Genomic DNA, 14,398 nt, shown 5'->3' with positions numbered 1-14,398 from the left:
CAAGTCGCGCATGGAATTATCAGCGTATAGCGCCATTATCGATCAGCTAAAGCCACTGGTATCAGAGCCAGACTTTGAAGATATGCTGGCACGTCTGACCCGGTCAGAGTCCCCTTCTGCCCGCTTTTTAATAAAGATGGAGCTGAAACGGCTGGCGGCACCCTGTGTGCGAGTCATCGACCTCCGTGGCCGAGTGGACGGCAACTGTGCACCATTTGAGCATGAAGGCCGTCTGCATTATCTCGACGATATGGCGGTACAATCCTTCCAGCGCAGCCTGAAGGATTATCGCGGCAAGTACACCATGGGCGTCTATGAAGACGTCATGAACACGGAAAATAACTACCGTGTTCTGCACCGCAAACAACAGAATCAACAGCTTAATGAACTTCAGGCCAGCAGCCGAAAGTCTGCCGAAGATGAAGCGCTGTTACTGGCCAACCGAAAAGTCCCTAACTATCCCGGTAAACTGGTTAACTTTGGTCGCTATGTGATGCGCTCAGAAGAGCGTATGCACTACGCCATGCCGATCCAAATCAGATTGGCTGATGGCCAGGTGGTCGAAGGAAACACCACAGATCTTTCCGTCAGCGGCGCCCGCATCAAAATAGATGAGAGAACCCCGTTTGAAAACGGCGACCATATCAAGGTCAAACTGCTTGGGCTGGAAGATGACTATGTGCTCGGCGAGATGGGTGATGGCATCGAGTACATCATCATGGGTAGTGATGAGCATATCAATGGCCAAAAGCGCTTGCGCCTGATGCGAGCCAATAGCGAAGCAGTATTTGATGAGTTCCTCGAGCGCCTTATCCGTGGTAACAAGCGCCGCTACAAGGTCAACCTGGACCATGCCGTCGATGCCGTGCTTTGCAAAGGCTACGAACAGTATTTCTTCCCCCGGATGTGCGCCCTCCCCATCTTTTGCAGCGGTGGCCGAGAAGAGCCGCTTAAACCAGAGCTGGCGTTGGTGACAGAAAACAACCGCGATGTGATCCATTACTGGCGGGACGAAGAGTACCGTCTGCAGATAGATCCACTGTTGTCAGAAAGCCGATTAAACAAGTTACGAAAAGATCCCCATACACCGCTAATCGTTTACTGTTTTACCCACAGTGCTCAAGGCAAGCTGTTCTATTACTCGGCGGCAAAACATGAGTTTGAGTCTGCAGAGCAGGAACAGATCTTTATGGGATTTGGTGCCAACAAACCCAGTTGGCATGTGTTCCATCTGTCGATGTCCAACATCCACCCGGCGCACGCCAACCTCACCACGTTAAAAGATGGCAAAGATGGCCCTGAGCTGGACCAGCAGTCGCCTCCTCCAAGAGTGGAAGGGCGCCTGAGCTCGCTGCGCCAAGTCGTGCAGATCAGCAATATCACATCAGAAATCGGAGTGATGCGCTACTCAACACATGAGTGGGACCGCAGCCAGGTCAACGCACTTAAGCGATTTGGTCATAAGCGATTTAAACAGTCAGAGATCGAACTGCACGCGTTAAGTTTCTCAAACCTTCGCCGTGAAAACCGTTTTGCCTACAAGACCCTGGTACAGGGCAAATTAGGCGAGCATGAGATAGAAGGTTTTACCCGTGATATCTCGTCGGCTGGGTTACAGGTAGAGCTGGAAGAGCCAACCCCCTGCGAAGTAGGTGACACCCTGAAACTGTCCCTCCCCCAACTGCAGAAACTCACCAAGAAGGTGCGTCTGGAAGAGCTGGCTTATGAGATCGTGGGGCATAATGCGACCGATACCGTGCTCCACCTTAAGCTTAAAACCGAGCTGGGTAGCCAGGAGGCCAAACGTTTTCTGGCGCAGGTGATCCAATCCAATCGCAAAAAACTGCCGGCCCTGCGTTCACCGCAACTGGTAGACGGCATGTCCAATTCATTGCGCAACATATGTGCTCATGCGGTTACCACCACACCGTTTTATGTCCATAAACGTGGGGCGCGATACGCCATCGATACCGTTGCTACCAGCGAACACTTTTCGCCTGTGTGCGAGCTGCTTAAAAAGCTGGCAGACCCAGATCATAAGAGCAAGATTAACCTCTACCCGTTGGTCAAAGCGGAACACTTCCATGAACACTTGCTGGTGCCGCTAAAAACCATGACACGGGAAGACCCGCCGATAGCGCTCGAGCTCTATATCCGCATGCAGACAGACCAGGAAGGCAAACCCACCTTTGCGCAATGTCGCTACGCCGACGAATTTGAGAACGAAGTAAAGCGTCGCATGTTTATTCTGGATAGCCAGAATCAGGGCGTATTCCGCGCATGGCGAGTGCAGCTTTCCCGTACCGGCCGACCAGATATCGAATTCGTTAACGACGAACTCAAGTACATCAGCATGTACGCCATCCATAAGGCGAAAAAGCTGGAAATGGAGCTATGGGATGTTGTGGGTGTGGGTGAGCTAGTGGATGTCACAGCAGAGGTGATTGGGCGCTACCCCAACCTTTCATAACCTCTGCTCCGAACGTTAGCCAATACCAACTACTCTGCTGGCGCACCAAACGCGGCAAACACCTCTGCCGCGGTCATCTTCTTAGTGTTATTGGCAAAGCAGTAACTGTCTGGCTTCTGATCAATAAAGATCTCTTGCTCAAACTCGATATCCGTCAGCTCGGGGAACAGTCCTAACGGCAAAATATATTGCTGGTTCTGCTTTAGGCGATAGAACAGATGTGTACCGCACTCACCGCAAAAGCCGCGCTCCGCCCACTCCGACGAATCAAATACTTTTGGCTCACCCGCAATGCTGACCTCAGTGCCACCATCAAACGCCAACAAGGGCCCCCCGCCCCAGTTACGGCACATGTTGCAGTGGCACGCCTCAAAGTGGGTGGGTTGGGTATTGGCCGTCACCTTAATACTCCCACATAAACACTGCCCGGTTACTTTGGATTCTGCTGGCATCTTATCTCTCCCTGTAAAAATGAAAGACCAAAAGGCATAAGCCATCAGTCTGGTATAAGCGCTGAAAGTCTGCCACGCCGATAACTACTGGATTATGTAACAGGGATTTAAAGCCGTGATGTATCGCATTGATAAAGCGAAACTTGAGCCGCTATAGTGAGTGAACATTTAAAGGCGGGATGCTGCTGTTTAGGCAGAGTTAAGCCTATTACGTTGTTAGAAAAACGAAGGATCGAAGATGGAGTGGCCTACTCTTGATCAAGCAAAAATAATAAGAGAGCTAGCAACAGCTATCGGAATAGTACTTGGCGGGGCCTGGGCTTTCTGGAAATGGTCGCTGTCTGAATATTTTAGGCATAGGCATGACATGCCATCCTTCGATGGTGAAATGTCATGGTCTGTAGCCCCTTACTCAAAAAATCAGAATATTCTTTCCGTTTCATGTGTTTGGAGAAATGTTGGCCCAATTGCACTGCCTGTGAACACACAAGAAACAAGGTTTACTGTATATAAACTACCAGAAACGTCTGAAAATATAGCCATCAACACGAGGCATGGTAATCTCGTTGTTTATGCGGATAACAAGCCATGGCAGCATTGGCCAGAGGCAGTACTTGAACCCGCAACCAATAGCCAACTGCAAAGCCACTTTATTCTCGAAAAGGGTCTCTCCTATATTATTGTTTGTCGCTTGGAAGCTGTTACAAAACCAGGGGAAAATAAGCAAGTATGGACCCGAGACTTATCATGGAATGAAAATGTCGAACAAAGTAGCGAATAAAACTTCTAACAAGGCCAGTCAGAAGAGCCAAAAAACAGCATTTTCGCTCTGTTTTTTTGGCCCCTGCTGGCGGCGTTAGCCATCAAAGGAATTTTAACTCACGAAGTATTAATGCAAATGGAGAAAACTATGGAAAGTGTTACGTTGCTAAAGGATATCCTTCTGGATAAAGGACAGATTCACAAATACTACGAAGGGCGGGTACCACTAAACCTTTGGCGAGGTCTTAACGTTAGAAAAAACATGGGGTTGTTCGAGCTTATCGAAGATACCTTCATGCTATCTAACGGGCGGCCTAGACCTGCAGACATAACGATCAGTGGTTCTGGTGCCAATGCAAAAGTCATGGTCAAAGATAGTCCTCGTGGAATCAGTACATTTGATAAACCTGGCATACCTCAAGGTCCCAACTGGGAGCATTACCGCATCCCTTCTGGCACACCTTTGCCTAGAGGGCTGGCTATTGTAAAAGACCAGTACAACCCGAGGGTGGGAGCGTATCACTACACGATTGCCCCTGCTTACGATATGCCACTGGCAAAATTCAAAGTGCTACTAAGCCAGCTTGCCAAATCTGTAGTAAAAGAGGCCGTTTAACATGAACATACCAAAGCCATACGTACCAATGCTGCTTGGCGCTGTTCGCGATGCTGTTTTGTACAATGAACAATTGCTTACAAGCGAAACTCTTCGAAACCGGGATGATTACGAGGAACACTTGGTTCATTTGACTCAGTTCCTTGAGTACCTCAAGGAGGAATACAAAAGCAAAGAAGACGAATATGGTCTCAAGCTTGAGCAGGTAATTCCGGAATAGATGGCTAACAAAAGCATCTTGTAAGATGTGCTGAGAAATGCAGTAAGGGACACCAGCGATGAGGTGGCTGAGCCGCCGCTGGTGTTCCAATTGTGGAGCGTTAGGTATACGTAAATGGACGATTGTATCGAAGCGGAAATTTTGATTGATTTCACACTCTTTCCTGACGTGAAGGGGGCGAGAAGGTCAATGGGAACAGCGGCTTACAGGCCTAATCATCAGTTTCGGAATTACACTTCTACTTTTATTGGGTTTATCGATTTTGAAAATGGTATTTGCGAACCAGGTGACACCGTAAGAGCACAAGTCCATTCCCTATTTGAGCCTGGAATGAAACACTTATTGGTAATTGGAAATTCTTGGGATGTTAAGGAAGGGTCCAAACTAGTTGGGAAAGCTATGATTAAAGAGGTTGATTTCAGAGATTCATAACGATGATTGATTGGGACATGTAGTTGCTCAAATTCAGTAGCCATCAACATCAACCCCACTTCTATGAACCCACTTAGCCCCCCAATTGAAGCCCCCTTAAGATCCAAAATACGCCAGCAACAGTAAAACACCCTTCTAAAACTGAGCCATCCTTTATCCACGGAAAGTTGTCGAAGCAAGGCTACGGAGTTGTTATGTCGCCCTATTCCAAACCTAAACAAGCCTTTGGGCTGCTTTGCTGGCTGCTGCTGAGCTATGCCACTTCTGCCATTGGGGCCATCGCGTCGATTCAGGCCAAGTCATTCTATGGTGCGTTAGCTCAGCCTGAATGGGCACCGCCACCATGGCTATTTGGCCCGGTTTGGACCACCTTGTATGGATTAATGGCAATTGCAGCATGGTTGGTGTGGCGCACAGGCGGATTTAGCGCCAACCGCTTGGCACTGAGCTGTTTTCTGGTGCAGTTGGTTCTGAATGCCATTTGGAGCTGGCTGTTTTTTGCCTGGCAGATGGGCGCTGTTGCGCTGGCAGATATTGTGGTGTTGTGGCTAGCGATTTCAGCCACGCTGGTTTTGTTCTGGCGCGTGCGTCCTATCGCCGGGATATTGCTTGTGCCCTATCTGCTGTGGGTCAGTTTTGCAGGCGTACTTAATTACGCCCTTTGGCAGTTAAACCCTCAAATTTTAGGCTGATATTTGACGCTATCAATTCGGGAAAACTTCTATAATTTCATATATTAGCTCAGGAGGAGTCACCACCATGGCAAAAGCGATCCGGACACTATGTACTGCATTTATCTTTTTGGTTGGTTTAACAGGCTTGCTGTTGACCTCGCAGGCGTCCGCAAGCAGCGACGGTGACGAAAAGCCCATTCAACATTTGAAGCTGGAAGATGTGGCTTCCATGGACTCGGCACAGCAGATATTCGAGCAAAAAACCGCCGAGCTGCAGGCGATGAAGCAGCTTGATCCTGCTGAGTTGCAGCAGATACATATCATCACTTATTCACTGGAAAAAAGTGTCGCCTACCTGGCTGACAACACGTCCGGCGATGAACAACGTCTGGCACATGAGATAGCTGTCGTGGTGGAGGATATTCATCTGGATTCAGAGAACAACCGGCAGACAGAAACGAAAAAACACTTAGACCGCTACTTTTCGCTCGCCCAGCAGATGATGGCTTACTTTTAGCTGCTTAAGCGTTGGTCTAGTCAGGCCTTCGTAAACCGCTGTTCGCCAACCATTCTGCAACGTGGGTAAAGTGGTCCTGTTCGGCGTCACGGTGCACCAGCATATCGATATGGCCATAATCGTTTTTAAAGCCATTCTGGCGAGACAGAATCGTCACTTGCTGTTGCACCCCGGCTAACTCATCAGCAAAGCCCTGTACATCGGTAGGGTGGCCTAACACGCGATCGTTTTGACCAGCCAGGAAGAGTGCTCTCGGTAACTGGTATTTGGAATCAGGATCTGAAGCTAAACTTGCCTGCTGCGATTGCAGTGCGTCAGCGTAATCGAAACCATCTAGTGGGCAGCGCCAATGCAGTTGCTTGGTCCATTGGGTGACCTGCCAGATAGCGCCCCACGGCTCGTTGTCGGCACCGATTTTCATCGGTTTGGCAGGAAAATACCCCAGTAGTTTGCACGTGAGAGGAGCCAGTCCCTGCCACACCACGCCCATTTTGAAGTAGTACTCAGGGCTGCGCACGGTGATCCGTCGCTTTACGCCAAACAGGGTTTGGCTGAGAACTTGAGGACGTAATTCGGGGAATCGAACCAGGCTGGCACACGTGAGCGTGCCACCCCAGCTGTGAGAGACCCAGTGCACTCCTTCGGGGTGCCTGTCATAAACAAATTTATGCAGGGCGGGGATATCTTCGACCACAGATTCCCACTGACCGTGGTCTGCGCCTCGGGCGACTTTCGGCTTGCTGTCTCCGCGTCCACGCAAATCCGCGACGTAACACTCATAGCCCAGACGGGCTAAGTAACAGGCTAAACCGCGACCTGAATTTGAATAGAAGATGCGGCCGTTCTCAATCGAGCCATGAATAAACAGCACGGCGCCTTTCTTAGCTCGCTGCTCTCGCTGTTCTTGCCGTTCTTGCTGCTCATGCTGCACTCGTTGTGGGGGCTGTTGGTCCTCAGCGACGATATGGCGCAGATGCAAAGTGACACCCGAAACGGGCGTCACTTCGAGAGATTCAAACCGCAGCTCACTCATCGCTGGCAGCCTGTTTTAGTCGCTGGCCAGCAGATAGTAAACGCCTTCCAGGCCACCATAATTGATGCCTGTCGCCGCTTTTGCCTGTACTACAGGCTTGGCATAAAACGCCACACCCATGGCAGCTTCATCCATCATCAACAGGTCATTGGCACCATCACCAGCCGCCACGGTTTGAGAATCAGCAATGCCAAACTTGGCCTGCAGTTCGTTTAGCGTAACCGCTTTTACCTTGGCATCGACGATATCGCCCTGCACTTTGCCGGTCAGCGTGCCATCAACAATTTCCAAGTTGTTGGCACGGGTGAAATCCAGGCCTAACTCGCGTTCCAGTTTGCCGGTGAAGTAGGTAAAGCCACCAGAAACGATGGCCGCTTTCCAGCCTTTGTCTTTAAGTACCTTAAGCAGCGGCTCCAGACCCGGCGTTAACGGAATGCTGCCAGCCACGTCAGCCAAAATAGACTCGCTGGAACCTTCCAGCGTCGCAACACGGCCACGCAGGCTCTCTGCAAAATCCAGTTTGCCCTGCATGGCCAGTTCAGTAACTTCAGCCACCTGCTCGCCAACTCCGGCTAATTTTGCGATCTCATCAATGCACTCGATTTGGATCGCGGTCGAGTCCATATCCATCAGCAGCAGACCTGGCTGGTCAATCACTGGCGCTGACTGAGACAGTAGATTCAGATCCAGTCCCAGACTTTGGCCCACGGTTGCCAGCGTAGCGCGATCAGGATATTCGGCGTTGGCCAGGTCAACCACCACTGCACCAAGTGCATCAGCGTCTTCAAGAGCATCGATCTTACGAATGCCATTAACTGGGATATCGTGTTGCTTGAGGAAATCCAATACCAGCGACAGGCCTTTAAGGTGCAATCCTTCACCCCATACCACCAGGCGACTGCCCAGACGTGGAATATGGGTAACCTGCTCTTTTTCGGCAACTGGGTATGCCTCAAGCGCCTTGGTCAGTTTGTCCATGGTTTCAGTGGCGATCCCCAGGGTGGCACCGTCATCCGTTAATGCCACATCTTGCAGCATGCTTTGGCCCTGACGAAGCTCATTCAACAACTTGCCGAGCGCTTCACGACTTTCCCATGCCAAGGCGGCAGGAACTAGCGAAAAGGTGACTAATTTCACAGGCTATCCCTTAAATTTCGTATTCGAATGCATTGTCGACCAAAGGTCGCTTCACAAATCTGGACGCCTATAGTATTTGTGTCATCCCGAAGCCGCAAATATGCATTGCAAGGAAACATGAGTAATACGGCCGACGTCGCACCGGAAAGCAGCTCTACCAGTACGGAAAGCTCAGACAAAACAAAGCCCTCGGGTTTAAAGAGCAACACCCGCTATATCTATTGGCGTTTGTTCTTTATCGCGATGACGGTGGCGTTGGTGCTGGTCATTATGCAGTTGATGGTCACCATGTCAGTGCGTACTAACGCGCTGATTCAGCAGCAGACCGAGGTAATGTCTCGCATGCTCACCCACCAGGCGGCACTCGAAGCAGTAAAACTGTTAATAGAGCAGGATCAGGAACGGTTGCATGCGATGGCCGAACACTTGGCTTCAGATCCCTACATTCTGGACGCCTCTATCTATGATGTTGAGGGTATCGCGCTGGCGCGCTCAACCAATGCGTTGGATATCACTGCCCTGCTTGGCTTTGGTGATGTCGATGAAGCCAGCCGCCCCAAGCGGGATTTGAAACCCTACATTGCTGAAGTGGTCCATGAAAACGAAACCCTGGGCTACATTCGCATTACGCTGGAGATGGAGCGCCTGCTTGATCAAGCCAGTCAAGTGCAACAGACCAGTTACGACCAGGGCAGGATCCTACTGCTGCTAACCGGCCTGACCGGATTTATGCTGGCGCAAGTGCTGAAAAGGCGCCATTAACATGGGCCAGCTCTGATGCAGCAAGTGATTGCCATCAGCTGGCTACAACTGGCGGGATTCAGTCTTATCCTGCTGCTTCCCCTGGTGCTGAACGCCTGGTTAAAACTTGGTTTGGCCAAAGAGAGTGCCCTGGCCATTGCCCGAATGTCGATTCAACTGGTGTTGGTCGGCCTCTATCTCGAATTCCTGTTTAAGCTGAATAGTCTTTGGCTGAACCTGCTCTGGCTGACAGTGATGCTGCTGGTGGGCAGTGAAGCGATCATCAGCAAGGCCAAACTGCCCTATCGTGCGTTGTTTATGCCGGTCACCCTGGGATTGCTTATAGGGCTCAGTCCCCTGCTGATTATTTTGCTCACCACACTGCTACAACCTTCGCCGACCTACAGTGCACAGTACCTGATCCCACTAGCAGGGATGCTGCTGGGCAACAGTTTGAGTGGCAACATCGTCGCGCTACAACGCTTATTCACCGGCCTTGCCGAGCGTGTTCACGAGTACGAAGGCGCGCTGGTGCTTGGCGCTACCCCCAAACAAGCCAGCTTTACCTTTGTGCAATCGGCGCTAAAACAGTCGTTAGCGCCGATCCTGGCCTCTATGGCGACCACCGGCATGGTTACCCTACCCGGCATGATGACAGGCCAAATACTCGGCGGTACCGACCCTATGCTTGCGGTGAAATATCAATGGGTGATCCTACTGGCGATCTTTGTGATGTTGTGGCTGTCGGTCACGGTATCACTGTTGCTGGCTGTGAAACTGCTTATCACACCCACAGGGCTAGTGAATCCGTCAGCGATGAAGGCCTATCGCCAGAATGAAGAGTGACGTCTAGGGTGAATACCAAAGGCTCGAGTTAGTTAGTGGCGTATCTGAAGACAAGTTCGGGTTTTCAATTCTGAAGATCTTTCTCTGTGAAAGTTTTGCGCGTGCAATATCGTCGCCGTGATACTCCATAAACAGCTGGTCAAAACTGCCATCGTCGAGCATTCGCATTAATCCCTGCTCAATACGTGACGCCAGCTCGGGGTACTTGGGTGAGACAAAAAAGTAGGTTGGTAACGGGATATATAACGCCAACGTCGGCTCAACTTCGAGGTCGGTATACAGGCGCTGATGTTGTTTCAGTTCGTCAAATACTTCATTAACCCCTCGCCCAAAGCTGAGAAAGCGGTCTCGCGATAACATACGAAACAGGGATTCGTAATCAATGCCAGTCACAACCTCCATGCCGGCTTTCTCCATTGCCCAGCGTGTTGACCAGTGCGCCCCTGAACCAGTCGGAATTAGTGAAAACTGTTCGAAGGTTTGAACCTGGGCAAAAAGCGGCAGGTGTTGCCTGCGCACCAAAAACAGCCGATATCCCTGCAGCCCTTTGCGAATAGGAAACCTCACCGGGATTAACTTCTGCTCCCATTCCGGTTTGACCGCTTCGGCCATCACATGCAGTTTTTCACCCAGCTCAAGCTCCAGCAGCGCCCGCTCGCGGTTCATCACCCTGGCTGATTCATCAACCGTGGTACTACCGTATTGGTCCTCTGTTTTCTCCAGCGCCATATTCAGCAAGGCTTTAGGATACTGATAGCGGATGTCGAGCCGGGAGTGGCCCCGGTTTATCAGCACAGTGTCTGGCATCGTTTTGGTTTTGTTGGACTCAGCAACAATTTCGCCAGCAGCCTCACTGGCTATCTCACTGGCCGTCTCACTGGCTAATGTGGCGGGTATCGACGGCCCAAAACAGAGCAGCAGAACAACACAATGTTTAATCGCCTGATTCAATCTTTCATCCTTTGAAAATCAGTCAGTGATTATTACACTCTCGCCTATCTCAGCGAGAAGCCGCGGGGTTCTCTTAAGCGTTTCTCTCCGGCTCAATGGCAGGATGCCTGACTGATAAGTATAATGCCGCCAAACTGGGCTGCGGCGACGCTGATCCCATCTGTGTGTTTGTCTTTGATGTTTTTTTCTTGGTACCGATATGTCTCAACCTTCATCTGGCGTTGTAGTGGACGAACTTCGCTTCGGCGGCATTAACCGCCTTTATGGCAATGATGCTGCGACGCTACTGGCCAATGCTCACCTTTGTGTTATTGGCATTGGCGGCGTGGGCTCCTGGACTGCAGAAGCTCTGGCAAGAAGTGGCGTGGGCAAACTGACCTTAATCGATCTCGACGACATCTGTGTGACTAACACCAATCGCCAGATCCACGCGACCGCTGACACCATAGGTAAAGACAAAACTGAAGTGATGGCGGAACGAATTCGCGCCATTAACCCAGCCTGTCAGGTAGAGTGCATTGAAGACTTCGTCACCGAAGAGACCCAGGCTGAGTATCTGGGTAGTCATTTTGATTGCGTGGTCGATGCCATTGATAGCGTCAATGCCAAGACAGCAATGATCGCTTATTGCAAACGCAATAAGATCCCTTTGATTACCGTGGGTGGCGCGGGTGGTCAAACCGATCCACGTTTGATCACCAGCGCCGATCTGGCTAAAACGTTTAACGATCCCTTACTGGCTAAGGTGCGCAATAACCTGCGCCGTAAACACAACTTCAGCAAAAATCCGAAGCGTAAGTTTGGTATTGAAGCAGTGTTTTCAGAAGAGCAGTTGGTTTACCCGCAGGCCGATGGCTCTGTGTGTCAGCAGAAGTCGATGAGTGACGGCAGTACGCGTCTTGATTGTTCTGGCGGTTTTGGTGCGGCCACCATGGTCACGGCGACCTTTGGTTTTATCGCGGCTTCTCGAGCACTCGATAAAGTACTGGCGAAAGCCAGAAAAGCGGCACTGGCGCAGAACAACGAAGACTAACTAGCGGCCCATCTCGCCTCGGTAAGCAGTTGTTCACCATCGAACAGCTGCGCCCAAAGCTCGGCCCCGGCAGGAATTTCGCCCACCCCCTTGGGTGTGCCCGTCATCAGGATGTCGCCATCCTGGAGCGTTATAAAGCCATTGATCTCGTCTACCAGCGCATCTGGCTGATTCAACATCAGGCTGACGCCACCCTGTTGGGTTAAGGCACCGTCAATCCAAAGCTTCAGCTGCAATTCCGAGCTCACACCATCGATGGCGACAAAATCACTGAATAGCGCAGAGCCATCAAAGGCCTTTGCTCGCTCCCAAGGCAGTCCTTTAGCTTTCAATTCGCTCTGCAAACCACGTTTGGTCAGATCCAGACCTACTCCCGCAGCGCTCAGTTTGCCACGCTCCAACAAAAAACAGATCTCGGTTTCGTAATGCAAAGGCTCCTGATGCTTACTGTTGAGTTGCTCAGTGATCGCAGAATTGGGCTTGCAGAAGATAACCGGCGCCGTAGGCACTTCGTTGTTGAGCTCTTTAATGTGATCGGCATAGTTACGGCCGACACATACCACCTTGGCAGGTACAACGTCTGAACGCTCACCGTTTTTATGGACAACTCGAACCTTGTTCAACACCCTCTCCCCATTGCTAATCTGTCGTTTTAGTCTTGTAATTTTTCTTTTTAAATTATCACTTCACGGCTTGTTGTATCGCCTCTGCGATCGCCAACAAACCATTGCCCCGCGAAGGGCTCAGATGCTCTAGTAATCCCAGCTCAGTGAAGTAGGCACGCGCATCAAACGCCGCAACCTGTTCCTTGGTTCTGCCGTTCACCGCACTCAGCAACAGCACCAATAAGCCCCTGACCACCCGCGCGTCAGAATCTGCGGCAAACCAGTGTTGGCCATCGACTTGTTGGTGAACCAGCCAGGTTCGGCTTTCACAACCCGCGACCGCATATGGCTCTTGTTTGAATTGCTCGTCAAGGCCCGGTAGCCGTTTTGCCATAAGCATTAACTGCCTGTTACGCCCCTCCCAGCCTTTGGCTTTCAGGACCTTGTCTGTCACCTCGCCTGTTGGCCACTGCCAGGCTTGGGTATCAAACAGCCCAGAAGGTGAAGATGAAGTTGTAGAAGATGAGCCTCTAGAAAGTGATGAAGCTGGCACAGCGCTATCGACCATCACAGGCTCAGCTTCATCTGTTTGCTCCTGAATGATTTGCGCTATGGCAGCAACAAAACGGTCAACCTCGTCGAGTGTGTTGTAGACAGTAAAACTGGCACGCACGGTGCCATGAATGCCCAGAGAATCCATTAGCGGCATGGCGCAGTGATGGCCAACCCGTACTGCAATATTCTGCTGATCTAACAGCGCACCGATATCCTTGCTATGCACCGAGTCATGGGTGAAAGAAACCAGACTGACAACATCGTTAGTCTCTTCAGAGGGTCCGTAGAGACAGATCCCTGGCAGCTTGCTCAGGCCATGATAAGCTCGGCGGCGTAACTGCTGTTCGTGAGTTCGCCAGCCCTCGGGCAGTTTATTGATAAATTCGATGGCAGCAGCGAAACCGATCGCCCCTTCAATATTGGGCGTGCCTGCTTCAAACCGAAATGGCGGTGGCTGGAAGCGGGTGCCAGCAAAGCTGACATGTTCAATCATCTCTCCGCCACCCTGCCAAGGGGGCAGTGATGCCAATGCTTCTACTTTGCCATAAAGCGCGCCAATACCGGTTGGCCCAAACATCTTGTGTGCGGAAAAAGCATAAAAATCACAATCGAGATCCACAACATCGACAGGCAGATGCGCCGCACCTTGGGCACCATCCACCAGCGTTATTGCACCTAATGCTTTGGCGGCTGTAATCATATGTTTAATGGGGTGAACCGCACCCAATGCGTTGGATGCGTGGCCGATAGCCAAGAGCTTGGTTTTATCTGACAGCAGTTGATGAAACATGGTCATATCCAGCTGACCATGTTTATCACAGGGAATAACCTGGATGCTGGCACCCGTGCGCTCGGCTAAAAGCTGCCAGGGCACAATGTTGGCATGGTGTTCCGTTGTCGCCAGCAGGATCTCATCTCCGGCATTCAGGCGGTCGGTCAGCCCTGATGCCACCAGATTTATCGCTTCTGTGGTGCCACGTGTCCAAACCAACTGTTCAGCACTTTGTGAGCCGATATAGCTAGCGACAGTCTCTCTTGCCGCCTCAAATGCTGATGTAGCGATACGGCTGAGCAGGTGGCTTCCTCGGTGAACATTAGCGTTGTGCTGCCGCCAGTGATGGGTGATGGCATCGATGACAACTGATGGTTTTTGGGTGGTCGCCGCGTTATCGAGATACACCAGAGGACGACCTTCATGATGATGCTGCAATCCACCAAACTGACTGCGAATACGTATTAACTGCTCATCGGTAAGTGAAGCCTTAACTGGATCTGAATGCATAGGTCTTATCTGTGGCATCTCGCGGTTTGAGGTTTTTTCTCATCAACTGGATGAAGCTAATCGCCAATCAAC

General features: G+C 50.9%; 16 protein-coding genes. 10 read left to right on the top strand and 6 right to left on the bottom strand.

The window, feature by feature from the left end; genetic code table 11:
• The first annotated feature begins 10 nt into the window (after nt 1-10).
• Entirely contained in the window at nt 11-2,470 is a 2,460-nt protein-coding gene (locus tag ABEA14_RS10885) for a PilZ domain-containing protein (protein WP_345340027.1), read from the top strand.
• A gap of 29 nt (nt 2,471-2,499) precedes the next feature.
• Here the strand turns inward: ABEA14_RS10885 and ABEA14_RS10880 are convergent, their stop codons facing one another.
• Nucleotides 2,500-2,922 (bottom strand): GFA family protein, encoded by a 423-nt coding sequence (locus ABEA14_RS10880; RefSeq protein ID WP_345340026.1) that lies wholly within the window; start codon nt 2,920-2,922, stop codon nt 2,500-2,502.
• A 238-nt stretch (nt 2,923-3,160) separates the two neighbouring features.
• Between ABEA14_RS10880 and ABEA14_RS10875 the strand changes: the two genes are divergently transcribed.
• The 6 genes from ABEA14_RS10875 to ABEA14_RS10850 all read left to right on the top strand — a co-directional run bounded on the left by ABEA14_RS10875 (nt 3,161) and on the right by ABEA14_RS10850 (nt 6,143).
• Nucleotides 3,161-3,703 (top strand): hypothetical protein, encoded by a 543-nt coding sequence (locus ABEA14_RS10875; protein ID WP_345340025.1) that lies wholly within the window; start codon nt 3,161-3,163, stop codon nt 3,701-3,703.
• 129 nt (nt 3,704-3,832) lie between these two features.
• Nucleotides 3,833-4,300: a Tse2 family ADP-ribosyltransferase toxin gene (locus tag ABEA14_RS10870; RefSeq protein ID WP_345340024.1), complete on the top strand. Its 468-nt coding sequence runs from the start codon at nt 3,833-3,835 to the stop codon at nt 4,298-4,300.
• A 1-nt stretch (nt 4,301) separates the two neighbouring features.
• Complete coding sequence (locus ABEA14_RS10865; RefSeq protein WP_345340023.1) at nt 4,302-4,520, top strand: hypothetical protein; 219 nt, start codon at nt 4,302-4,304, stop codon at nt 4,518-4,520.
• A gap of 114 nt (nt 4,521-4,634) precedes the next feature.
• Nucleotides 4,635-4,952: a hypothetical protein gene (locus ABEA14_RS10860; protein WP_345340022.1), complete on the top strand. Its 318-nt coding sequence runs from the start codon at nt 4,635-4,637 to the stop codon at nt 4,950-4,952.
• 194 nt (nt 4,953-5,146) lie between these two features.
• Nucleotides 5,147-5,644, top strand: a complete 498-nt coding sequence (locus tag ABEA14_RS10855; protein ID WP_345340021.1) for a TspO/MBR family protein — start codon at nt 5,147-5,149, stop codon at nt 5,642-5,644.
• Nucleotides 5,645-5,711: 67 nt separating this feature from the next.
• Complete coding sequence (locus tag ABEA14_RS10850; RefSeq protein ID WP_345340020.1) at nt 5,712-6,143, top strand: DUF6746 family protein; 432 nt, start codon at nt 5,712-5,714, stop codon at nt 6,141-6,143.
• A 16-nt stretch (nt 6,144-6,159) separates the two neighbouring features.
• Here ABEA14_RS10850 and ABEA14_RS10845 read toward each other — a convergent pair whose 3' ends face one another.
• Together ABEA14_RS10845 and serB are read right to left on the bottom strand one after the other, a co-directional pair.
• Complete coding sequence (locus tag ABEA14_RS10845) at nt 6,160-7,176, bottom strand: alpha/beta fold hydrolase (RefSeq protein WP_345340019.1); 1,017 nt, start codon at nt 7,174-7,176, stop codon at nt 6,160-6,162.
• A gap of 15 nt (nt 7,177-7,191) precedes the next feature.
• Nucleotides 7,192-8,313, bottom strand: coding sequence for a phosphoserine phosphatase SerB (gene serB, locus ABEA14_RS10840; RefSeq protein ID WP_345340018.1), 1,122 nt, complete (start codon nt 8,311-8,313; stop codon nt 7,192-7,194).
• A gap of 117 nt (nt 8,314-8,430) precedes the next feature.
• Here serB and ABEA14_RS10835 point away from each other — a divergent pair, with 117 nt between their 5' ends.
• Both ABEA14_RS10835 and ABEA14_RS10830 read left to right on the top strand, forming a co-directional pair.
• On the top strand, nt 8,431-9,075 hold the full coding sequence (locus ABEA14_RS10835) for an AhpA/YtjB family protein (RefSeq protein ID WP_345340017.1): 645 nt from the start codon (nt 8,431-8,433) through the stop codon (nt 9,073-9,075).
• A 15-nt stretch (nt 9,076-9,090) separates the two neighbouring features.
• Nucleotides 9,091-9,900 carry an ABC transporter permease gene (locus ABEA14_RS10830; RefSeq protein WP_345340016.1) on the top strand — a complete coding sequence of 270 codons (810 nt, stop codon included), beginning with the start codon at nt 9,091-9,093 and terminating at the stop codon, nt 9,898-9,900.
• Nucleotides 9,901-9,903: 3 nt separating this feature from the next.
• Here the strand turns inward: ABEA14_RS10830 and ABEA14_RS10825 are convergent, their stop codons facing one another.
• On the bottom strand, nt 9,904-10,851 hold the full coding sequence (locus ABEA14_RS10825) for a hypothetical protein (protein ID WP_345340015.1): 948 nt from the start codon (nt 10,849-10,851) through the stop codon (nt 9,904-9,906).
• 199 nt (nt 10,852-11,050) lie between these two features.
• On the opposite strand from ABEA14_RS10825, the gene tcdA reads away from it, so the two are divergent.
• Nucleotides 11,051-11,884, top strand: a complete 834-nt coding sequence (gene tcdA / locus ABEA14_RS10820; RefSeq protein ID WP_345340014.1) for a tRNA cyclic N6-threonylcarbamoyladenosine(37) synthase TcdA — start codon at nt 11,051-11,053, stop codon at nt 11,882-11,884.
• Here the strand turns inward: tcdA and ABEA14_RS10815 are convergent.
• The gene (locus tag ABEA14_RS10815; protein ID WP_345340013.1) at nt 11,881-12,507 is read right to left on the bottom strand and encodes a fumarylacetoacetate hydrolase family protein; all 627 of its coding nucleotides are present in this window, start codon (nt 12,505-12,507) and stop codon (nt 11,881-11,883) included. The genes tcdA and ABEA14_RS10815 overlap by 4 nt on opposite strands.
• 58 nt (nt 12,508-12,565) lie before the next feature.
• Nucleotides 12,566-14,326 carry a SufS family cysteine desulfurase gene (locus tag ABEA14_RS10810; RefSeq protein ID WP_345340012.1) on the bottom strand — a complete coding sequence of 587 codons (1,761 nt, stop codon included), beginning with the start codon at nt 14,324-14,326 and terminating at the stop codon, nt 12,566-12,568.
• Between the last annotated feature and the right edge of the window lie 72 nt (nt 14,327-14,398).

The sequence above is a fragment of the Corallincola platygyrae genome (assembly GCF_039544265.1).
In the GTDB taxonomy this organism is placed as follows: domain Bacteria; phylum Pseudomonadota; class Gammaproteobacteria; order Enterobacterales; family Neiellaceae; genus Corallincola; species Corallincola platygyrae.
This window is presented reverse-complemented; position numbering and strand designations above follow the sequence as displayed.